This is a genomic window from Terasakiella sp. (assembly GCF_048267425.1).
Lineage (GTDB): Bacteria > Pseudomonadota > Alphaproteobacteria > Rhodospirillales > Terasakiellaceae > Terasakiella.
Map to the genome: position 1 here is coordinate 277,327 of NZ_JBLWXN010000001.1, position 22,110 is coordinate 299,436.

The 22,110-nt window shown below is 47.8% G+C and carries 21 protein-coding genes, 1 pseudogene and 2 riboswitches; of the genes and pseudogenes, 9 read left to right on the plus strand and 13 right to left on the minus strand.

What is annotated here, in order from left to right; translation table 11 throughout:
• Positions 1-77 precede the first annotated feature (77 nt).
• The 6 genes from ACN0VA_RS01290 to ACN0VA_RS01315 all read right to left on the minus strand — a co-directional run bounded on the left by ACN0VA_RS01290 (position 78) and on the right by ACN0VA_RS01315 (position 5,508).
• Positions 78-950 (minus strand): DMT family transporter, encoded by an 873-nt coding sequence (locus ACN0VA_RS01290; RefSeq protein ID WP_417819384.1) that lies wholly within the window; start codon positions 948-950, stop codon positions 78-80.
• A 67-nt stretch (positions 951-1,017) separates the two neighbouring features.
• Positions 1,018-1,767, minus strand: a complete 750-nt coding sequence (locus ACN0VA_RS01295) for a helix-turn-helix domain-containing protein (RefSeq protein WP_417819385.1) — start codon at positions 1,765-1,767, stop codon at positions 1,018-1,020.
• A gap of 45 nt (positions 1,768-1,812) precedes the next feature.
• Positions 1,813-3,075 carry a diaminopimelate decarboxylase gene (gene lysA, locus ACN0VA_RS01300; protein ID WP_417819386.1) on the minus strand — a complete coding sequence of 421 codons (1,263 nt, stop codon included), beginning with the start codon at positions 3,073-3,075 and terminating at the stop codon, positions 1,813-1,815.
• Between the two features lie 13 nt (positions 3,076-3,088).
• Complete coding sequence (locus ACN0VA_RS01305; protein WP_417819387.1) at positions 3,089-3,250, minus strand: hypothetical protein; 162 nt, start codon at positions 3,248-3,250, stop codon at positions 3,089-3,091.
• Positions 3,251-3,264: 14 nt separating this feature from the next.
• Positions 3,265-4,659 carry an argininosuccinate lyase gene (gene argH / locus ACN0VA_RS01310; RefSeq protein ID WP_417819388.1) on the minus strand — a complete coding sequence of 465 codons (1,395 nt, stop codon included), beginning with the start codon at positions 4,657-4,659 and terminating at the stop codon, positions 3,265-3,267.
• A 132-nt stretch (positions 4,660-4,791) separates the two neighbouring features.
• Positions 4,792-5,508, minus strand: coding sequence for a hypothetical protein (locus ACN0VA_RS01315; RefSeq protein WP_417819389.1), 717 nt, complete (start codon positions 5,506-5,508; stop codon positions 4,792-4,794).
• Between the two features lie 373 nt (positions 5,509-5,881).
• On the opposite strand from ACN0VA_RS01315, the gene arsC reads away from it, so the two are divergent.
• The 4 genes and pseudogenes from arsC (at position 5,882) to arsB (ending at position 8,295) form a co-directional block, all read left to right on the plus strand.
• Entirely contained in the window at positions 5,882-6,223 is a 342-nt protein-coding gene (arsC, locus tag ACN0VA_RS01320) for an arsenate reductase (glutaredoxin) (protein ID WP_417819390.1), read from the plus strand.
• A gap of 147 nt (positions 6,224-6,370) precedes the next feature.
• Positions 6,371-6,589: pseudogene (locus ACN0VA_RS01325) on the plus strand (ArsR/SmtB family transcription factor); the annotation flags it as partial.
• A 129-nt stretch (positions 6,590-6,718) separates the two neighbouring features.
• The gene (locus ACN0VA_RS01330; RefSeq protein WP_417819740.1) at positions 6,719-7,216 is read left to right on the plus strand and encodes an arsenate reductase ArsC; all 498 of its coding nucleotides are present in this window, start codon (positions 6,719-6,721) and stop codon (positions 7,214-7,216) included.
• Between the two features lie 47 nt (positions 7,217-7,263).
• Positions 7,264-8,295 carry an ACR3 family arsenite efflux transporter gene (arsB, locus tag ACN0VA_RS01335; RefSeq protein WP_417819391.1) on the plus strand — a complete coding sequence of 344 codons (1,032 nt, stop codon included), beginning with the start codon at positions 7,264-7,266 and terminating at the stop codon, positions 8,293-8,295.
• A gap of 24 nt (positions 8,296-8,319) precedes the next feature.
• Here the strand turns inward: arsB and elbB are convergent, their stop codons facing one another.
• From elbB to gcvT, 3 genes are all read right to left on the minus strand, one after another.
• Entirely contained in the window at positions 8,320-8,967 is a 648-nt protein-coding gene (elbB, locus tag ACN0VA_RS01340) for an isoprenoid biosynthesis glyoxalase ElbB (protein ID WP_417819392.1), read from the minus strand.
• 141 nt (positions 8,968-9,108) lie between these two features.
• Complete coding sequence (gene gcvH / locus ACN0VA_RS01345) at positions 9,109-9,483, minus strand: glycine cleavage system protein GcvH (RefSeq protein WP_417819393.1); 375 nt, start codon at positions 9,481-9,483, stop codon at positions 9,109-9,111.
• Positions 9,484-9,487: 4 nt separating this feature from the next.
• The gene (gene gcvT / locus ACN0VA_RS01350) at positions 9,488-10,588 is read right to left on the minus strand and encodes a glycine cleavage system aminomethyltransferase GcvT (RefSeq protein ID WP_417819394.1); all 1,101 of its coding nucleotides are present in this window, start codon (positions 10,586-10,588) and stop codon (positions 9,488-9,490) included.
• Positions 10,589-10,656: 68 nt separating this feature from the next.
• Positions 10,657-10,761, minus strand: a riboswitch (glycine riboswitch).
• Between the two features lie 3 nt (positions 10,762-10,764).
• Positions 10,765-10,868, minus strand: a riboswitch (glycine riboswitch).
• A gap of 202 nt (positions 10,869-11,070) precedes the next feature.
• Between gcvT and ACN0VA_RS01355 the strand changes: the two genes are divergently transcribed.
• Positions 11,071-11,466, plus strand: coding sequence for a hypothetical protein (locus ACN0VA_RS01355; protein ID WP_417819395.1), 396 nt, complete (start codon positions 11,071-11,073; stop codon positions 11,464-11,466).
• On the opposite strand, the gene ACN0VA_RS01360 is transcribed toward ACN0VA_RS01355, so the two are convergent.
• Positions 11,463-12,887, minus strand: a complete 1,425-nt coding sequence (locus ACN0VA_RS01360) for a cryptochrome/photolyase family protein (RefSeq protein WP_417819396.1) — start codon at positions 12,885-12,887, stop codon at positions 11,463-11,465. The two genes, ACN0VA_RS01355 and ACN0VA_RS01360, sit on opposite strands and share 4 nt — an antisense overlap.
• A 218-nt stretch (positions 12,888-13,105) precedes the next feature.
• On the opposite strand from ACN0VA_RS01360, the gene ACN0VA_RS01365 reads away from it, so the two are divergent.
• Positions 13,106-15,103, plus strand: coding sequence for a methyl-accepting chemotaxis protein (locus ACN0VA_RS01365; RefSeq protein WP_417819397.1), 1,998 nt, complete (start codon positions 13,106-13,108; stop codon positions 15,101-15,103).
• Positions 15,104-15,133: 30 nt separating this feature from the next.
• Here ACN0VA_RS01365 and ACN0VA_RS01370 read toward each other — a convergent pair whose 3' ends face one another.
• Positions 15,134-15,700 carry a hypothetical protein gene (locus tag ACN0VA_RS01370; RefSeq protein WP_417819398.1) on the minus strand — a complete coding sequence of 189 codons (567 nt, stop codon included), beginning with the start codon at positions 15,698-15,700 and terminating at the stop codon, positions 15,134-15,136.
• A 59-nt stretch (positions 15,701-15,759) separates the two neighbouring features.
• The gene (locus tag ACN0VA_RS01375) at positions 15,760-17,433 is read right to left on the minus strand and encodes a peptidoglycan-binding domain-containing protein (RefSeq protein ID WP_417819399.1); all 1,674 of its coding nucleotides are present in this window, start codon (positions 17,431-17,433) and stop codon (positions 15,760-15,762) included.
• A 77-nt stretch (positions 17,434-17,510) separates the two neighbouring features.
• Between ACN0VA_RS01375 and ispH the strand changes: the two genes are divergently transcribed.
• From ispH to rnhA, 3 genes are read left to right on the plus strand one after another with little or no spacing between them, the layout of a single operon-like run.
• Complete coding sequence (gene ispH, locus ACN0VA_RS01380; RefSeq protein WP_417819400.1) at positions 17,511-18,452, plus strand: 4-hydroxy-3-methylbut-2-enyl diphosphate reductase; 942 nt, start codon at positions 17,511-17,513, stop codon at positions 18,450-18,452.
• Positions 18,453-18,455: 3 nt separating this feature from the next.
• Positions 18,456-19,418: a homoserine kinase gene (locus tag ACN0VA_RS01385; RefSeq protein WP_417819401.1), complete on the plus strand. Its 963-nt coding sequence runs from the start codon at positions 18,456-18,458 to the stop codon at positions 19,416-19,418.
• Positions 19,418-19,873, plus strand: a complete 456-nt coding sequence (gene rnhA, locus ACN0VA_RS01390) for a ribonuclease HI (RefSeq protein ID WP_417819402.1) — start codon at positions 19,418-19,420, stop codon at positions 19,871-19,873. Before ACN0VA_RS01385 ends, rnhA begins: the two co-directional genes overlap by 1 nt.
• A gap of 109 nt (positions 19,874-19,982) precedes the next feature.
• Here the strand turns inward: rnhA and ACN0VA_RS01395 are convergent, their stop codons facing one another.
• Positions 19,983-22,100: a protein-disulfide reductase DsbD family protein gene (locus tag ACN0VA_RS01395; RefSeq protein ID WP_417819403.1), complete on the minus strand. Its 2,118-nt coding sequence runs from the start codon at positions 22,098-22,100 to the stop codon at positions 19,983-19,985.
• Positions 22,101-22,110 lie beyond the last annotated feature (10 nt).

Consider the following 22,110-nt stretch of genomic DNA (forward strand, 5'->3'; position numbering starts at 1 on the left):
TTCTGCCTTTTGGCGATTGCGACAGAGTCTAGACTAAACTGTGAATGCTATGGACGCCATACAAGTCTTTGTGAAATTTACACACGCGCCTTTTTAAACATGTCCAGTGACCCCATGACGGCCCCTGAGGTGATCAACAAACAGGCCGCCACCAACTGAATTGTGACCTCTGCCTGTCCCGCCATTGTCAGAAACAGCGTACTAAACAGCGGGGCACCGTAGGAACACACCCCAAGGAAATGAATATTGCCGTGTTTGGTGCCGTAATCCCACGCATAAAAGGATGCTCCAACCGGTCCGGCCCCCAGTGCAATAATCGCCACCCATTGCGAAAACGTCGGATCCACCCAGTTTTCAAACATCATATGCGAAAAGGCGCCCAATATGGCTGTCAATAAACAAAACCCCGCCACAGTTTCCGTTGGGACATGGCCTTGTGTGCGGTTCAGCACCGAATAAAGCGACCAGATCAACGCACACGCACAAGCCGCCATATACCCCCACGCAAATTGGGAAGAAAAGGAAAACTCCCCCTTACTGGCAACCAGCAAGGTCGCCCCGCCCAATCCCATAAAGGCACCAACCATATGAAACCAGCGCAACCGTTCACCGGGCAAAAAGGCTGAAAACACCACGATTAACAAGGGCCACAAATAAGCGATCAAGCTGGCGTCAGCAACCGGGGCATTGGATAAAGCAGTAAAATAGAAGAAATGATAGCCAAACAAACCACCCACACCTAAAACCCAAGCCCGAGGTGGTTGTTTGAGTTTCGCCCAGCCCGCTTTGCCACGATACGCAATGAAGGCAAATCCGATCAATGCCCCAACAAAAAACGTCAAAGCCAACATCTGAAATGGCTTGATCCCGGTTGTTGCAGACGTAAATAATGCCAGTAACGACCACATCGCAATGGCACTGATCCCGGAAAAGTTGGCCTTGGCATTCATATAAAAAATCTCCTGAGTGATATTTTCAAAAGAATGCCATAAACCGAGAGAAAACTCTCAACCCGTCCTATGATTTTTTGGTTTGAAACTCTTGTTTACGCCATTTTGCCGGCGACAGACCAAAGGCTTTGTTAAAGGCACGTCCAAAACTGCTCTGATCACTAAATCCCACCTGATCGGCGACATCGACAAGGCTGTGACCATGTGTGATCAAACGTTTTGCCATATCCAGCCGACATTTTGTCAGATATTGCTGCGGCGTCATCCCTGTTGTCTGACGAAACAAGTCATAAAATCGTGCCGGGGACAAAGAAACCAAATCTGCAAGTTCGCGGTTTTCAATAGCTCGGCTTAAATTGGCTTGCATATAAGCAACCGCGCGCTGAATACGAGCCGGCAGGTCTGGAAATTCCCCCGCCAAATCACAGGCCAACGTTTGCATGAACAGATTCTGCCACATCTGTAGATCCTGAGACGACGCCCCCCAATTCTTACGATAAAGGGCGTAATCGCTCAAACTGGTTAAAGCCTGGGACATCCCTAAGAAAGGCTGATCAATGGCTTGTGACCAAACGGTTTCCCAATCGCGGCCTGTTTCTTCGTCAATATCCAGCACCAAAAACCGGTTATCACCATCCGATCGAAAGGCATGGGTCTCCCCCATTGCAATCGCCCCGACGGTGCGCGTCTGCACCCATCCTTGACGACCACGCACATCCAGCTCCAACGCCCCAACCAAGGGGACGATGACTTGATGGAACGCTCCATGACGATGAGTCGTCTGCGCGCTTTCATATTTGCGAATGGAACTGGTCATAATCCAAACATTAACAAACAATCAGGGCGCAGGGATATGAAAAAATTAATCCTGCCAAGATGCGAGATCTTCAAGATCCATTTGTTCTTCAATCTCAAGGCGACGGCGAATAATGGCGTATTCTTCACCCTTCACCATAAGCTCAGGTATTAATGCGCGCGAATTATAAGTATTTGACATGGTCGCACCATAGGCCCCAGCCGTTCTAAAGGCTATCAGATCACCCGTTTTCAGCTTGTTCAGCATACGGTCCTTGGCAAAGGTGTCACCGGTTTCACAAATCGGCCCAACCACATCATAAAGCTGCTGGGCCTCTTCTGCGTCGGCTTCAATCACCGGAACAATCGCGTGATAAGCATCATACAATGAAGGGCGCATCAGATCGTTCATTGCCGCATCAATAATGGCAAAAGTCTTGCTGAGGCCTTCTTTCACATAGATAACTTCACTGACCAGAATACCGGCATTGCCAACAATCATGCGACCGGGTTCAAATTCGAACTCCACATCCAGATCACCCAGTTCTTCGACAACCAGTTTGCCATATTCAACAGGAAGCGGTGTGTCCCCTTCATCATAAGGGATCCCCAGACCACCGCCCAAATCAACCCGGCTGACATCCAGACCCAAGCCGCGCAATTCACTGACCATTTCTTTCATTCGACGAAAAGCTGCGCGAAACGGTTCAAGATCTGTGAGTTGCGAACCGATATGACAAGCCAGCCCCTTGGGTTCCACACCCGCCATATTGCTGGCGCGTTGATAAACTTCGACCGCACGTTTCCAGTCGATACCAAACTTGTTGCCGGACTTCCCGGTTGAAATTTTGGCGTGCGTTTTGGCATCCACATCCGGGTTGACGCGTAAAACGATCGGCATACGCGCGCCCATTTCCTGTGCGACCTCATTCAGGACTGCCAATTCTTCTTCCGATTCCACATTGATCTGTCGAATGCCCGTTTCAACGGCGGCCTTCAACTCACGGCGGCTTTTACCAACACCGGAATAAACAATTTTATCTGCGGGAACGCCTGCTTTTAACGCACGCTTCATTTCCCCAACAGAAACAACATCCGCACCGGCCCCCAGATCGGATAAAGCTTTGATCACGGAAATGTTGGAATTGGCCTTCACCGCAAAACAGATCGTTGCATCGATATCTTTAACCGCATCGGCAAAAACTTGGTAATGACGTTCTAAAGTTGCCTGAGAATAGACATAAAAAGGCGTGCCGACTTCCTGTGCGATTTTGCTCAGGGCGACGTTTTCGGCGTACAATTCACCGTTTTTGTACTGAAAATGATCCATTTGATTTCCAATGTTATTTTGTGCTGCTGGGAACAGATTGTGGTGCCGGATATTGACGGGGATATTTCGGATCCACATCATCGGGTGCTTGCGGTTTCCCCGCACGCCCACATGCATTGAGCGAGACAGCAAATGCCGCCAGTAACAAGACCATGAGAATCCGACGCCGCATCATTTTGCACAAACTCCTTACAGGAAACGCTGACGCGCTTCTTTAATCTGTTCACGTACGTTACTCGGTGCCGTTCCCCCATAAGAGGTCCGCGAGGCAACAGAGGCTTCAAGCGTGAGAACGTTAAAGACATCATCGGTAATTGCCGCATCAACCGTTTGCATTTCTGCCAACGACAAATCGGACAGGTCACAGCCTTTGTCTTCCGCCAGTTTCACAATCGCACCAGTGACATGGTGGGCATTACGAAACGGCATCCCCAGTTCACGCACCAGCCAGTCGGCCAGATCGGTTGCCGTGGTGAAGCCCCAGCCCGCGCTTTCACGCATTTTTTCTTTATTCACCGTCATTTCCGCAATCATTCCCGTCATAACCGCAACGCTGAGTTCGATGGTATCAGCGGCATCAAAGACAGGTTCTTTATCTTCCTGCATATCCTTGGAATAAGCCAGCGGCAATCCTTTCATGGACATCATCAGGCTGTTCAAATCACCAACCACGCGCCCGATTTTAGAACGGATCAGTTCCGCCGCATCCGGGTTCTTTTTCTGTGGCATAATGCTGGATCCGGTTGAAAAACTGTCCGACATACGCACAAAACCGAATTGTGCCGACGACCAGATCACCAATTCTTCAGACAGGCGCGATAAATGCAACGCACAAATGGAGGCCGCACTCAGATATTCCAGCGCGAAATCACGATCTGACACACCGTCCAGTGAATTACGCATCGGACCATTAAAGCCCAGTAGTTCTGCCGTATGATGACGATCAATCGGATAAGGCGTGCCTGCCAATGCCGCCGAACCGAGCGGAGATTCATTCAAACGTGCGCGGGCATCTTTCAGGCGCGAGCGGTCCCGGCCCACCATTTCCACATAAGCCAACATATGATGACCAAAAGAAACCGGCTGGGCCGCCTGTAAATGTGTAAAGCCGGGCAAGATCGTATCAACCTGTTCTTCTGCCCGCTCAATCAACGCCTGTTGCAAAACTTGCAGACCATCATCGAGACGGTCAATGGCATCACGCACCCATAAACGGAAATCCGTTGCCACCTGATCGTTGCGAGAACGTGCCGTATGCAGACGACCAGCGGCATCGCCGATCAGTTCGCGCAAACGGTTTTCCACGTTCATATGAATATCTTCCAAGGCTGGTGAGAATTTAAATTCACCAGCTTCAATTTCCGCCAGAACCTTATCCAACCCATCGGTAATGGATTGACCGTCTTCTGCCGTGAGAATGCCTTGTTTAACGAGCATAGCACAATGGGCCTTGGAGCCAGCAATATCCTGTGCATAGAAACGTTTGTCAAAATCAATCGACGCGTTGATTTTTTCCATAATTGCACTGGGTCCACCGGAAAAACGGCCACCCCACATTGTGTTCGTATCGGAAGATTTACTCATATCGGTCCATCATTTGAATAAGAGGCAAGGCTTCAGTGTTTGCCCCATTCTGACATATCCGTCAATCATCGAGGCATGAAAAAACCACCGAAACGTCTAATTTTCGGTGGTTTTTATTCATTTCTTTATGGATTAATCGAACAACGCGTCGATATCGGCCTGAGAAATACCACCGCCATGTTCAGCCGGACCATGCAATTCCTCACCTTGCGGTGCACGCCCAGCTTCCATTGCTTTGACTTCGTCAGGGTGATCAACTGTATCGAAGTTTTCTTCACCCCAAATTTCCATCATGCGTTCAACGCGTTCTTCAATGAATTTCAGGGTATTTACCACCTTGGTTGTGCGTTGCCCGCACAAATCCTGAAAGTTACAGGCTTCAAACATACCAATAGTGTTTTCCAGAATTTCATCGGTCAATTGCGTCACAAACTGATCAGGGGAATGTTGGCGTAATTGCTGCGCCAAATCATCGATTTTCTCTGCGCCTGTCAAAATGGTTTCGGTTGCCCGTTCGGTTGCCCCGACGATTTCATCCAATTCATTTGTCACAACAGAGAATTTATCTTCTTCATTCATACCCAACGCCTTGATTTCGCGTTTGGTGTCGTGAATGCTGCGCGACAAAGCCCGAACTTCGTTACGCAGAAGATTTACTTCATCCAGTTTATCTTCCAAGTCATGTTTCGCTTCTTTCAGCTCTTCTTTTTTCTCAGATTCGCTAAGCTCTTTGACTTGTGCTTTTTGCATCAATAATTCGGACTGCAACGCCTTAATCGCTGTCATCAAGTCCTGATTGGAAATTCCTGATGGATCTACAGCCCCTGCAGAAACACCTGAAGTTTCCATAATTCTTTCTTTTATTTTGCGTTCCGCACTAAAGAGACGCTTCGTAGCTCCCGACGTCATATTAGCTTTCTCCTGTCTACCCCTTTGCGGGGCATGTCATTCCCTCAATCATATCTTGAACGATACTATAGCGGAATTTTTCCATATTTGAAAAGCTATTAGCATAATACGCCAATGTCTCCCCCTTTTTTTAAGATGAAAAAATAAATTCACACAATTTTATAAGTATATATACTTATGATAAACAAGATAAACACCCTTCATCATTGTATACACTGTTCACTTTTGAATGGTTCCAATATTTTTCAAGGGATGATATGGTCGAACATAAAATGTTTGATCCCCTATCATTCCAACCAAGAGAAGGCAGCTTATGTCCGTTACCATCTATCATAATCCACGCTGTAGCAAATCCCGCCAAACACTTCAACTTATTGAAGATAAAGGCATTAGTCCGACAATTATTACCTATCTGGACAATCCCCCCAGCATTGATGAGCTTAAAGCTATTTTATCCAAACTGGGGATTACGCCACGCGAACTGCTGCGTAAAAAAGAAGCGGACGAATGTGGCCTGAATGACGATTCGCTCAACGAAGATGCCCTTATCGCCGGCATGGTTGCCAACCCACGCGCCATTGAACGCCCGATTGTGGTTAAAGGCGACAAGGCCGTTCTGGGGCGTCCCCCTGAAAATGTACTGGATCTGCTCTAATTTTTAGCCTTAACGTTAATGCGTTGTCGCAGGTTTAAGGCAACCTGCTCGGGATTACTTTAGAGGACTTCATTTATTTCATTGGTAAATCCTTTGTCATTAAACCATAACATGACTCTTCGTATATTCACGAAATATAAAAATGATATGAAAACAGAGAATGCCATACAGTTATTTGCCGCCCTTGCCCATGAAACAAGGCTTGGGGCTTTTCGAACCCTTCTCAACAAAGGGGCGATGAGCGCCGGCGACTTGTCTGAATGTCTGCATGCAACGCCATCAACACTTTCAGCCCATTTGCGGGAATTACGATCCGCCGGATTGATAAGCAGTTATAAACAAGGGCGTTTCATGTTTTATGAAGCCAACGTTTCAGCAATCGGTGTATTGGTAAACTATCTGCTGATGGATTGCTGCAATGGCAAACCGGAAGCCTGTGCGGATTCTCTGGGAGTTTTGAAATCCATATCAGAGGGTCTTTCCATGACGGCCAACATCACAGAAGACAAAGTATTCAACGTTCTCTTTCTTTGTACGGGCAATTCCGCCAGAAGCATCATGGCAGAAGCGATTTTAAACCGTGAAGGAATAGGACGTTTCAACGCTTATAGTGCGGGTTCCACCCCTCGCGGTGAAGTCCACCCGGAAACAATCAAATTGCTGCGCCGAAGCAATCTTCCTGTTGAACATCTACGATCCAAAAAATGGGAAGAGTTTATAGGGGAAGATGCCCCGAAACTGGATTTTGTTTTCACAGTTTGTGACAATGCCGCCCATGAAGTCTGCCCGGTTTGGCCTGGTCAACCCTTAACAGCCAATTGGGGGGTGCCTGATCCTGCACTGGCAGCGGGTACACCGTCAGAAGTTGCTCTTGCTTTTGCCGATACTTATCGAATGCTGAATAATCGAATTTCTATTTTCACGGCTTTGCCGTTACAAGCGCTCGATAAACTTTCGTTACAAAAACGACTAGATGAAATCGGGCAATCCTGACTTATCTAAATTACATGAATGAAACAGGCAGATAACGGATATTTAAGATGGGACTATTTGAAAAATATTTAACGCTTTGGGTCGGCCTCTGCATTGTCGCAGGTGTTGTCTTGGGAAATCTGTATCCTGCACTCTTTGCCTTTATTGCCGGATTGGAACTTGCACATGTCAACCTGGTCGTTGCGGTTTTAGTCTGGGTGATGATTTATCCGATGATGGTGCAAATTGATTTCTCCGCTATCAAGGATATAGGTAAAAAGCCCCAAGGTATCCTTCTGACTGTTCTTGTGAACTGGTTCATCAAACCCTTTTCAATGGCCTTTCTGGGTTGGTTGTTCTTCAAAGTTATCTTTGCCGGATGGATCGACCCCCAAACGGCAGAACAGTATATTGCCGGTATGATTTTGTTAGGGGTCGCCCCCTGTACAGCTATGGTATTTGTCTGGAGCCAGCTTACAAAAGGCGACCCTAACTATACATTGGTGCAAGTCTCGGTAAATGACATCATTATGGTGTTCGCCTTTGCCCCAATCGCCGCTTTTTTGCTGGGTATTTCAGAAATACATGTCCCGTGGGAAACCCTGCTTCTTTCCGTCGTTCTTTACGTTCTCTTTCCCTTGATTCTGGGTGTGCTGACTCGTAAACGACTGGAACGAAAAAATGATGACAGCAAACTCATGGCTTTTTTGGAGAAAGTCAAACCGTGGTCAGTTGTCGGCTTACTTTCAACCGTCATTCTTCTCTTTGGGTTTCAGGCCGAAAAGATCATCGCACAGCCTCAAGACATTGTGTTGATCGCAATCCCTTTGCTCATCCAGACGTATGGTATTTTTATCATTGCCTATCTGGCGGCAAAAGCCATGAAATTGGCACATAATATTGCAGGTCCGGCATCCTTGATCGGGACATCCAATTTTTTTGAACTGGCCGTCGCCGTTGCCATTTCACTTTTTGGCCTGCATTCCGGCGCCGCCCTTGCCACTGTTGTCGGCGTCCTCGTCGAGGTTCCGGTAATGCTGTCACTGGTGGCAGTCGTCAATAACACCCGCCATTGGTTCACAGAAAAACCCGCAGACTGATTGCTGCGGGCCTCCTCTCAACTTTTAAATCAGGTTGAGGACTTCTTTGACGCAAGCTTCTGCACCATCGGCAATCTGGGCAATATTGGCGTCCAGCATATAACAAGGGGTTGTGACCACTTTGGCTGCTGCATCAATGATGATGTCACCATGATCGGTGCAAGTATGCGTACAGCCCAATGTTTCAATCGCACCCGCAACGCCTTCGTCCTGACCGATGGTCACGTTCACATCCCCGAATACCTTGGCAAGAACAGCGGGGCTAATGCATAAGGCACCGATTGGTTTGCCTGCGCTGCGTGTTGTTTTCAAGGCCGCTTCCACATCCGCATTCACCGTGCAATTCGGCCCGTCAATCGCAAATGTGGACAGGTTTTTCGCCGCACCGAAACCACCGGGCAAGATCAATGCATCATAATCGGCAGCCTTATAATCAGACAGCGCTTTGATATCGCCGCGTGCAATCCGCGACGCTTCCACCATCACATTGCGTTTTTCGTCCATTTCATCACCCGTCATATGATTGATGACGTGGTATTGGTCCATGTCCGGTGCAAAACATTGATATGTGGACCCGGCACGCTGAATGGCCAGCATAGTCAAAACGGCTTCGTGAATTTCTGCGCCGTCAAAAACACCACAGCCTGATAAAAGAACTGCAATTTTCGCCATCTTCAATTCTCCCCAAATAAAATAAACGTATTAGAAGAAGTATAGACAGAAAAACGCCCCCCTGTCATGCGACACACCATAAAAAAAACCGGAAGTCTCCGTTCAGGACTTCCGGCTTTTTCATAGATATTCACAAGCGGTTTAATCAAGACCTTCACAAAAGTCTTTATAACCCGCTTCATCCATCAAACCATCCAGTTGCGCCGCATCGCCAATGGTCATTTTGAAGAACCAGCCGTCGCCTTCCGGGGAACTGTTGACAAGGGCGGGGTCGTCTTCCAAGGCTTCGTTGCCTTCAATGATTTCGCCGGTGATCGGCGCATAAACTTCGGAAGCTGCCTTTACAGATTCAACAACGGCACAGTCTTCACCCTGTTCAACTTCGCGGCCCGCTTCCGGCAATTCAACAAAAACGATATCGCCAAGGGCGTTTTGAGCATAATCGGTAATGCCGACCGTTGCGTTCTCGCCTTCAATCAATACCCATTCATGGTCTTCAGTATACTTTACTGTCATTCTCTTAGCCCTTGTAGTAACGTTGTGGAACAAATGGTAATTTAGCAACTTCCGCCGGCATCGCTTTGCCGCGTACAATTAAATTGACGGACGTGCCGATTTTCGAAAATTCTTGTTTGACGTAACCCATCGCAACCGGTCCTTGAAAAGTCGGACCGAAGCCACCGGATGTAATTTCACCGATGATGTTACCGTCTTGATCTGCAATCTCGGTATGGGCACGCGCAGGCGCACGGCCCAAAGGTTTAATCCCCACCCGTTTGCGTGCAATGCCGTCATTCAAATGCGACATCACGACACCATGACCGGGAAAACCACCTTCTTCGCGGCGACGTTTCCCCACCGCCCAATTCAAGGAAGCTTCAATCGGGGAAGTGGTTTCATCAATATCAGCCCCATAAAGACACAAACCGACTTCCAAACGCAGGGAGTCACGTGCGCCCAAGCCAATGGCTTCGACCTCGTCTTCACCCAGAAGCTTACGGGCCAAGTCTTCAGCTTTATCCGCCGGAACGGAAATTTCATAGCCATCTTCCCCGGTATAGCCGGAACGAGACACCAAACAAGGAATACCCGCAATATCGTATTCCCCCATATTCATAAAGATCAGTTGATCAATACCGTGGGCAAAACGGTTCAAAACCACAGGCGCCATCGGGCCTTGTAAGGCCAACAGCGCGCGATCATTCAATAATTCCAGCTCATAATCCGGTAAAGATTGGGCGATATAATCAAAATCGGCCTCTTTACACGCCGCATTTACCACCAGATAGAGATGATCCCCCCGGTTGGTCACCATAAAATCATCCCGGATACCGCCCTGTTCATTCATCAATAAAGAATATCGAATACCGTTTTGAGGAAGGCCTTTAACATCACTTGGCGTCAGGCTTTCAATCGCAGCGTGAACATCAGCACCCTTTAAAAGGGCTTGTCCCATATGGGACACGTCGAACAGACCGCAGGCCTCACGGGTATGTGTATGCTCTTTCATAATGCCCAGTTTATATTGCACTGGCATATCATAACCGGCAAAGGGCACCATCTTGCCGCCCAACTCCAAATGCAAGGCATGAAGCGGGGTGGTTTTTAAATCTTCACTCATGGAAAATTCCTTTTGTGATGAGTCCAGACCTACAAAAAACGACCCTTTTCAGGTCGAAACGGGCCCCCCTCTGTCATGGAACCTGAAAGATTCCCCCAACCCATACGGTTTGGGGTTTCATCGTCGGTGGGATTCGTCATGGCAGTCATGCTAAAAAAATCCACTTTCCAGAGTCTCATCACCCAGCGGTCCTATATGCCTGAGAGTTTGCAGGGGCGCTTGCTCCTTCGGCGGATGATCCATTTAACAGTACAGATCATCGCTCTCCCGCATGGGGTCATATGATTTAGCCTCATTTTACAGAGGGTCGTTTTTACGGTCAAAAGGATTTTACGCAATCTGAAAAATATCTCGCCACACACAGAAATATGAGATGCGTAATGATACTTATAGGAGAAATATTTATTTTGAAATAATTTGTATTATACTAAATAAAAAATGAAAGATATGGCAGGCATTTATATTTGCGGGGGGAATACCTTATGGCATTTGAAGTCACACATAAAACCTTTCCTGACGGAACTGAATATATATACTCTAAATATGCATCCGACATTGACGCCCTTGATGTTATTCAACGCCTTGTTGACAATCTCGTTAAGGGAAGTCAGCAATCCATTACCCTTGTTTTCAGTGATTGGGAAGACGTTACAAACGTGAGTTTTGACCCCGAAGATGTCCTAACAGTCACCTCTTTAACATCGGTTGTGGAGTTTAATCACGAGAAAGTTTACATCGCTTTATATGCACCACAAGACAATGAAATAACGCAACATATCGAGACTTTTGTGCGGGAAAACTTAAATCAAAACGTTATTGCCAAGCGATTTAAAGATAAACAAGATGCATTAACTTGGCTTGAAAGCCATCAAGATTAGCGTCCCAGTTCCTTAAACGCAGCAAGGGCACGTTCCCGTGTCGATTTCAGATCCACAATTGGCCGGGGATATTGGTCATCAAGAACAATCGAATACTTCTTTAAAATATCCATCGGTGCCATCCACGGTTTGTGAATATATTTATCCGGCAAATTGGCCAGTTCCGGTACATAACGCCGGATATAATCGCCACTTGGATCAAATTTTTCTGATTGGGTCACCGGGTTAAATATCCGAAAATAAGGTGCGGCATCTGCCCCGCAACCAGCTACCCACTGCCAGCTTGCACTGTTATTGGCAAGATCGGCATCAAACAAACAATCCCAAAACCAGGCCTCCCCGTCTTGCCACGGGATCATTAAATTTTTAATCAGAAAAGATGCAACAATCATACGTACCCGATTGTGCATATATCCAGTTTGCCACAGCTCGCGCATCCCGGCATCAATAATGGGATATCCCGTTTTTCCAGTTTGCCATGCACTCACATGCTGTGCATTTTCCAACCAAGGAAAATCATTAAATTTTTCCTGAAGCGGTTTTTCCGGTATGTGCGAATTATAATAAAGCAGGGAATGGGAAAATTCGCGCCAAGCCAGTTCCGAACAGAAGTGATCCAGATCACGATCCAGATGATGCACCTGCCCATAACTGCGTGCCGCTGCCCATACCTGATGCGGTGAAATCTGTCCAAAATGCAGATAAGGCGCTAATCTTGAGGTGTTATCCTGCGCGGGGCAGTCTCGTCCCGTTTTATAATGGGACAGGCCGTCACACAAAAATGCATCCAGTCGGTTATGAGCCCCTTCCTCGCTAATATCCCAATGGGCGACCATATCGCTATACCAATCGATCTTGCGTGGTAATAACGACAAATCATCCAGTACAAGCCCCTCGCGTTTTTGCACCAATGATAGTGTGTCCTGTGCAGGCAACGGCAACCGCGGCGGAGGTGCGTTTAGGCACCCTTTACGAAAATAGGGCGTAAAGACCTTGTAAGGTGTGCCATCTTTCTTTTGGATCTCCCACGGTTCCCATAACAGAGAATGGTTGAAACTGCGCACATCCACGCCTTGTTGCCGAAAACGTTCCTTAATGGTGCAATCGCGTGCCATACGCCACGGCTCATAACAACGTCCCCAATAAAGCCCTTTGACGTCATAATCCGCAATCAGTTGCGCCAAAATCTCAGCCGCATTCCCCTGAAAAACCTGTAAACACCCGTCAAGCTGGTCATTCAAATCCTGCAAAGCTGAATGGAGCCAAACCCGTGACGCTGCCCCCATCTTCCACGGGGCCGCCGCCTCGTCATCCAGAATATAAATGGGTAAAACCATCCCGCGTTGCGCGGCATATTGCAACGCCGGATGGTCCGCCAAACGCAAATCCTGTCGAAACCAGACGATATTTACTTCGTTCATGCATTTAACCTACAAGGTTCATTTTTCTTCTAGCCAACAATCAATAATTTATAAGGTAAAAGCAACCAGCAATCCTTTGTCATAAAACTGCAACCAAATTGTCATACTACTTTTGTTGCAGTTTAACTATCCAAATAAGATAAATACCTATCCAAACATATAATAAATGACGTCATTTTATCAAAGTCATCCCCTCTTTCTTTCGGGAGCCTATGTCCATGATCCGCCGTCTTGCCATTCGCAATCAAATTTTGATCATCATCGCCATTTGTATTCTCTCCTTTGTTTTTCTTTCTCTCTATTATTCTTTTGAAAACAATAAATTAGATAAAATCGAATCTTATTTGGGACAAAGCAGGGAACTCAGTGCTATTGCATCAACAGCCCATAAAAACCTGCTACAAATGGTTCCCCTGCAAAAAGATTTCATCGCCCACCCCAACGAGGCAAAAGCAGAAACCTTTAATCGCCTGAATCATGAGCTAGACCAATCGCTGAAGACCCTTGAGAGCTTGGTTAAGGACAAATCTATCATCCAACAACTGGATGCCCATCAAAAAGAAATTGATCAACTCTTTAACCAATTAAAAGAGTCCCTGACCATCCTTGGATATAATGAGAAAGAAGGGCAACGCGGAAAATTGCGCAACGCTGTCCATTCCATTGAAACAGAGCTAAAAGACATTCAAGTTAAATCTATTGGCACAACTTTGGACATCGCCAACCAATTGACGATTAAGATGTTAATGATGCGCCGTCATGAAAAAGATTACATCATTCGAGGTAATCGCGAGAAATATCTGGGACGGGTCAACAAAAGAGCCGCAGAGTTTCGAGAAATTTTAGCACCTGCACCATTCACAGATACGATTAAGGAAAAACTGGATACTCTGCTTAGCACATATGTACAGGAACTCAGCACATACGCCGAAACCAAAGAAAACCTCTTCCAAATCAAATCAAAATTTGAAGACCATATCTCTCAATCCGGTGTGAAACTCGCAACCTTTGCTCAACAGGCTGATAACACTGCACAAACGGCACTTATGGAAGCACAATCCGCACGAAACGAGATGCAACTCAACTTACTGATCGGTGCCCTCTTCGCCATAAGCTTAATGACAATTTTAGGTCTCAGTATTGCCCGCATCATTGTTTCTGGATTGAAATCAAGTGTCCGCAACCTGATCCGCCTTGAAAAAGGCGATACGACAATTGAGGTCGTTAATACTGATCTACAGAATGAAATTGGCGAAATGGCACGGGCCTTACTTGTTTTTCGCGATAATCTGATGGAGACTCAACAACTTCGCGAAGAACGTAAACTTCAAAAACAACAAAGTGAAATTGAACAACGCGCGGCTTTGGCCAATCTTGCCAATAGTTTTGAAACAGATGTCGGAAACGTTATTCAAACAGTGACAAGTGCCGTCACTCAATTACAGGTTGCCTCCACACAAATGGCACAAACAGCACGCCATACGACTGTTAAAACCCGTGAAGTCGCCTTTGCCGCGAATGAGGCCTCTCAAAACGTACAAACAGTTGCCAGTGCCAGTGAGGAACTTTCCAGTTCGATCCACGAAATCAGCCGTCAGGTCGCAACCTCCAGTACAGTTTCAGAACGCGCCGTCAAGATTGCGACAGAAACATCGGCAACGATTGAAGAGCTTTCCACCACGGTTGCCGAAATCAGCAACGTCGTTAGCCTCATCACCGATATTGCCGAACAGACAAATATGCTTGCTCTCAACGCCACAATTGAATCTGCCCGCGCTGGTGAGTCAGGCAAAGGATTTGCCGTTGTTGCATCTGAAGTCAAAAATCTTGCCAATCAAACGAGCAGTGCCACGGATGAAATTTCCCGCCAAATTACCCACATTCAGGCAGGTACAACCCGTGCCGTAAACGCGATAGACAATATTTCCAACGTAATTCAGAAAATGAATGATATTTCAGCAACTGTTGCAACAGCTGTAAAACAACAGGCTGAAGCCACCGGTGAAATTGCTCGCAGCGTTGAACAAGCCTCTCATGGGACCCAACTCGTCCACAGCAACATTTCCGATGTTGAACAGGCGACCACAGATACCGGTGATGCCGCCGAACAGATTGCAACTTCGTCAGATGACTTATCGCGTCAATCTTCATTCCTGCAGGAAAAAGTTGCAAACTTTCTCCACGGTGTTCGATCCGATAAAAATATGTCAGCTTAATATAGGCTTTTGAACAACGTCTGCGTCCAATTAACGTTGGCGCAGGCGTTCGTTATAGGCCATCTCTTCTTCGCTCAGTTGAAAGCCGACGTAGATTTCATAGGCCGTACCGTCTTTACTGCCATCCGTTGTAATGGTCAGATCGATCGGTTCATCACGTACTTCATTTTGAACCAGATTGCCGGGGAAAGCGAGTTTCAGGGGAAAGACATTTTTTTGCAGAATTTTTTTCTGTTCATCCACCATTGCAACAAAATACTCAATTTCTGCCAAACGGCTGGTATCTGCCGGGCCGCGTTTACCTAAAATCACCGGTGCAATCTGTGCATGAATGGAACCCGCACGCGTGTCATAATCCACGTCATACTCACAAGCGCTATAAACATTTGTCACCTTGGCTTCAAACAGCACATCGATCAGATCACGCCCCGGTCCGGGTTTGAATTTGGTTAATTCCGCTGCGTTGCGCAAAACCGTGACACGCGGACAAGGTTCCGGTTTTGCCTTGCGCCAGACTTTCAAACTATCCACAGTATCACAAGCACTTAACCCAACACCAAGGGCCAAAGCGAGCAAAGTGAATTTAGCGATTTTCATTGAAAACTCCATAGCTTGAAAGGCAGTGACAGCACCTTACCCCATAAGCAAGGCGACAATCAATCAAAGCGATACGCCAAAGCTGCAAATTTTGCCAAGGCCCGTGAGCGTGCCCACGGATTTTTAAGTTCCTCAACCGTTGCAAGCCCCAGTTCAAAGGCGTGTTTTGCCCGTTCCGGCTCATTTTCCGTCTGATAATATTCCACCAGATCACCCAAGACCCAAACCCGGGAAAATTTACTTTTTATCGCCCCGACCGCCATTTGAGCGACAGCGTCCAAATCCGTACCAGCCACGGATAAATGATTCCGATTGGTAGCATGGGCCAGATCCCAGAGGCCACGCGCTTTCAAGCGGTCATCACTTATATCTTGTAAAATGGCATAAGCCCGCACCGCATGGACACTATCTTGCGAATTTTCCGCAATCTTCATCAGGGTTTGCGCGATATTGGACAAAGAAAAATTGCGTGCAAAGGGCAATTTCACCCCTTTGGCAATGACAACGGCTTTTTCCAACACATTCAAAGCATCTTGATGTTCCCCCGCACGCCACATATGTCCGGCCATATCGGCCAAGATAACACTGCGATAACGTTTCGCTGAAATCCGTTCAATGGTTTGACGGGCCGCATTAAAACGTTGTGCCTTTAAGAAAGCCCGCGCCGCCGCCATCAAGACCGGAATGCGGGTTTCATCATCCGGCATTTTTTCAAGCACTTTTAAGGCCCATTCCGGGTAGCCGATCTTTGCAATCGCCCCGGCCGCCTGACGCATCAAGGTGACTTTTGATCCGTTTAGCGCTTTTGTTCGGGCACGTTCAGACATGGCATCCAATAACTTAAGCGCCCGTTTACTCTCAACATCACCCAGCAATTCTGCCGCTTCAATCTGAAGAGATAAGCCTTCCTCAAAAGACTCCAGCCCCGCCGCTGTTGCCAAAATATTATCAACGATACGTTTAAGGTCCCTTTTACGATTTTCAGTGCGATAGGCTTTGGCAATTTCCAATAAAACAGAGAGGCGACGTTCAATCACCGGGATCAAATCCAAGCTGCTCAAGGCTTCTTCAATCTTGCCTTCACGCGCATGGGTTTTCGCAATATTGGTCAAGGCCGCAATAATCAAACGGCTGTCTTTAATCCGCGCCGCGGTTTTCAAGGCATCTTCTTCCTGACCGACAGCGACTTGCGCGGCCAAAATCTCGCCCAGCGCCCAATCGCGCATATCGTCTTCATAAACCGCCTTTGAAGCCTCAACCGCAGCCTTGAGCAAACATCCGCTGGTCGGTTGTGCAAAACAATGCGACATATCGCGGGTCGGGTCTGCGGTTTTATGGTCTTTTTGTTCCAGCAATTTCCGGGTGCGTGGATCTGACAGCAAAGCCTGACGCGCCTTTTCTCGACGTTGACGGCGCACGTCTTCCAATCGTGTGATCAGCGCCCGGATACGCCCAACATTTTCCAGATGCGCAATTAATTCTCCCGATATCTTGCCGGTTTGCGGTAATCCCTGTTCTTTTTGATACAACCGGATTGCGCGTTCCAGATCGGACCCCATAAAACCATCAATCGCCCCTTCATAACGCCCTTGCGCTTTCAGAAGTTCCTGAACACGGGCAACCGGATTCTTCAAACGATACAGTTCGGGGCGGGTCTGCGGGTCCGCCAATCCATCAGGTTTGGCAGCAAAGGCGGGCAATCCCATCCCGATCAACAAAAATATGAGTATCATGCGCAACATGGAAAAAATTTTATCACGAAAGAACAGGATTGGCTTTACTCTTTGTTTCGGGTTTCTATATTGGGCTTATGAAACCAACCTTGACCATATTACTGGCCGGACCGCGCGGCTTTTGCGCCGGTGTGGACCGGGCCATCCATATCGTAGAACGCGCACTGGAAAAATTCGGTGCGCCTGTTTATGTTCGCCACGAAATTGTCCACAACAAGTTTGTTGTGGATAGCTTGCGCGATAAAGGCGCTATATTCGTCGATGAACTGGACGAAGTGCCCGACGACAGGCCGGTGATTTTTTCTGCCCACGGTGTTGCCAAGTCCGTCCCCGCAGAAGCAAACCGCCGCGACATGACGTATGTAGATGCCACGTGCCCGTTGGTCAGCAAAGTCCATCGTGCGGCAGAAAAACATTATGACAAGGAACATCCCGTTATCCTGATCGGCCACGAGGGCCACCCCGAAGTCATCGGTACGATGGGGCAATTACCGGACGGGGCCGTCGTTCTGGTTGAAAATGTTACACAGGCCCAAACGGTTGAACTTCCCCGTGATGTCCCGTTAGGATTGGTCACACAAACCACCTTGTCGGTTGATGACACCAAAGAAGTTCTGGCGGTTTTAAAAGAACGTTATCCCAATCTGGAAATGCCGCGCAAAGAAGATATCTGTTATGCCACCACCAATCGTCAGGCTGCGGTTAAGCAGATTGCACAAAAGGCCGATATGATCATGGTCATCGGTGCGCCAAATTCATCCAATTCCAAACGATTGGTCGAAGTTGCCCGACTGAACGGTTGCCCCAAATCCATGCTGGTTCAACGCGCCGATGAAATTGATTTCGATTTGTTTGACGGGGTAAGCACACTCGGTATCACAGCAGGGGCATCCGCCCCGGAAATTCTGGTCGAAGAAGTGGTCAACGCCTGCAAAGATCATTTTGACGTTAGCGTTAAATTTGAAACATTCACCGAAGAAGACGTCGTCTTCAAACTGCCTGCAAGTCTGAGTGCATAAATCATGGCTGTTTATACCGAAGTCAGTGATACCGAGCTGAGCACCTTTGTTGAACGTTTCAATATCGGATCGTTACTATCCTATAAAGGCATTGCCGAAGGGGTGGAAAATTCCAACTACATTATCCAGACGGAACAAGGCCCGTTTATTCTGACGCTTTACGAAAAACGCGTGAACGAAGACGATCTGCCGTTTTTTCTGGATTTATTAGACTATTTAAGTGAACGCAACATCACCTGCCCAACCCCGTTAAAAGATGAGGCAGGTCATGCATTGGGGGTGCTGGCTGGTCGACCCGCTGCCATTTTTACCTTTCTGGCCGGGATGTGGCCGCGCAAGATCAAGCCGGTTCATTGTGCCCAGTTGGGGAAAGCCTTGGGTGAACTGCATGTTGCCGGAACCGATTTCCCCCATCACCGCAAAAATGATCTGGGGGTTGGCGATTGGCGTGCCTTGTTAAATAAATGCCGGGACCACGCAGATGATGTTATGCCCGGTATGGGTGATAAGTTATCAGCAGAACTGGATTATTTGGAAGCCTGCTGGCCAACAAATTTGCCCAAAGGCATCATTCATGCCGATGCCTTTCCCGACAATGTCTTTTTTCGGGATGAAAAATGCAGCGGTCTGATCGATTTCTATTTCGCCTGTTATGATATTTTTGCCTACGATCTCGCCATTTGCATGAATGCATGGTGTTTTGAAAAGGACGGTGATTTCAATGTCACCAAGGCCCGTTTACTGTTATCCAACTATCGCAAGGTACGTGATTTCAGCAAGGAGGAAGTCGAGGCCCTACCCTTGATTGCACGCGGCGCCGCGCTGCGGTTCTTGCTGACGCGCTTGTATGATTGGGTCAATACGCCCAAAGAGGCACTGGTTAAACCCAAAGATCCGCTGGAATACTATCAAATTCTTAAATTCCATCAGTCCATCCGCACCGCCGGTGCCTACGGGTTAGAATAATGAGCAAAGATATCGTAGAAATTTACACAGACGGTGCCTGTAGCGGCAATCCCGGCCCCGGCGGCTGGGGCGTTTTATTGCGCTGGAAAGGGACCGAACGTGAATTATGTGGTGGCGAAGAAAACACCACCAACAACCGCATGGAACTGATGGCCGCTATCCGCGCGCTGGAAAGCCTGAAACGTCCTGTTAAAATTGCCCTTTATACCGATAGCACGTACGTCAAAGACGGCATCACTAAATGGATTTTTAACTGGAAGAAAAACGGTTGGAAAACGGCTGCCAAAAAACCTGTTAAAAATGCCGATCTGTGGCAACAACTGGAAAGTGCGCTCGCCAAACATGAAATCGAATGGCATTGGGTCAAGGGTCACGCCGGACATGAAGAAAATGAGCGTGCCGATGCTTTGGCCCGTGAAGGTGTTGAAAAAATCAAAAACAGTATGATCTTGTAATTACCCCAATAAAAAAGCCCTCTTTTGAGGGCTTTTTGTTTGCTCATGTCGGCGTTTTCACCACAACATGGCTTTCTTTCATTACATGTGGGTTCCTGTTTATCGGTTTTCAACCCTTGGCCTTTTCAAGGGCGTTCAAGACCGTCTCTTCATCCAATAATTCCGGCAAGACAATACCCTTTGGGGCCCCCGGTCCATAAACCGCATTAAACGGAATGGCATAACGCCCGAAACTTGCCAGATACGCCGCAATTGTTTCATCCGGGTTGGTCCAGTCCGCTTTCATCGGGGTCACTTGGGCATCTGATAAAGCCGCGAACGCATCCCCACGATACAGAACAAGGTTCTTATTGACCTGACAGGTAATGCACCATTGGGCCGTAACATCCACAAACACAACTTGTCCGCGGGCAACTTCTTCCTCAATTTTCTGCAAGTCAAACGGAGTCCAAAGCTTTTCCGCCTGCGCCTTGTCAATTTCATCTTTTTGCGCAAAAGTCGGAACCGCAAAGGCGGCCAAGAACAAGGCAATCACCACTGGGCCCACCAGCGTTTTCAACTGCTTGTTCATCGCCAGTACCAAAATAACCCCTGCCATTAAGGCTGACAGGGCAATCACGCCATTCAAGCCGATTTGCACCCAAAGCACACTTAACAACCAACCCGCAGTGCCGAGCAACAGCAGCGCCAAAACCTTGCGCAAAGTGACCATCCACGCCCCCGGTTTGGGGAGACGGGTGGCAAAGCCGGGGAAAAGGGCAATCAGAATATAAGGCAGAGCCAGACCAACCCCAAGGGCGCTAAACACCATGAAAATATCAATTGGCCCACGCGCCAGAGCAAAACCAACCGCGGTTCCCAAAAACGGGGCAGAACACGGGGTCGCCAGCAATGTCGCAAAGGCACCAGTAAGAAAATGCCCCCCCAACCCATGCACATGAGAAGATCGTTCACCCAAATTCGACAACCAGCCCGGCAGGTGAATTTCAAAAAATCCCCACATGTTGCAGGCAAAGAGAATCACGATCAAAGCCAGCGCAATCAAAAACAAGGGTTGTTGGAACTGAATACCCCAGCCAATAGAAGCCCCCCCCATTTTCATCGCAACCAGAATCCCCGCCAAGACCCAGAACGAGAATAAAATCCCGGCGCTGGAGGCTAAAAAGCTGAGACGCACGGTTCCTTTTGCCGCCCCGCCATGACTGACCAGTCCGATGACTTTTAAGGAAAGAACCGGCAAGACACAGGGCATCAAGTTTAAAATTAAGCCCCCCAGAACAGCCAAGGCCAAAATCGTCACAAACGGCAAGTTATTCAAGCCGGTTTCACCGGGTGTACTAAACCCTTCCACAAAAGGAGGCATACCCGCTGGACCTGCCATCACTTTGGTCTTAAGCTCGACAGCCTGATTCCCATCCATCAGGGTAATGATAAAATCGTGATCCTCAAACCCGTTTTCGAGGAACTTCAACCCATCTAGCGGCACATCCACCAACACCGCTTTCTTGTCTTCTGAAAGCTGAAACCCCGGCTTGAAAAAGGCCAGTTCAATCGGTCCTTCAACCAGAACGTCAGGATTTTGATAGGCATTGTTTGAAGCAACCTTCAAACGCAACGTTCCTTTGTTGCCTTCGCGATCAGGATAAAGGGTCGCTGTTTCAATTGTGCGCGCCAAGGGGTCGTTCTGGGACGGCACAAGGCTTTCATACTTGTTCACCAACTGGGCATCTACACCGGGTTGGGTCGGGCCTGCAGGCAGATGTAAGGATAAATCCGCTTCCACCGGGACGCAAATTTCCGCGCAGGTCAAATAACGGACTTTGGCCTGAATATTTAAATCCTGTGACGGATCGTTCACTTTGACGCGGATCGGATAGACAACTTCTTTTTTATATCCAACCGTTTCCAGTCCCAGAACGACAAAGCGTTCTGGTCGGGGCCAACGCATTTCTGATGATTTGATATTGGGATTATTCTGCCAGTCGATTTCCGGGGGATATCCGGCATCACCGGGACTGCGCCAGTAAACTTTCCAACCGTCTTGCATTTTAAAATGCAAGCCCAGCGTCACTTCATCGCGATCCCCAATGGCGGTGGTCTGCGCAATCAAACGGACTTTGGCCTGATCGGCACCATGCCACCCTTCTGTCTGACTATGGGCCGATGTCGACCACGCCAACAGAAAAACAGATAAAACCAGAGCAATATTTTTAAATCGATGCATCATTATACGACCT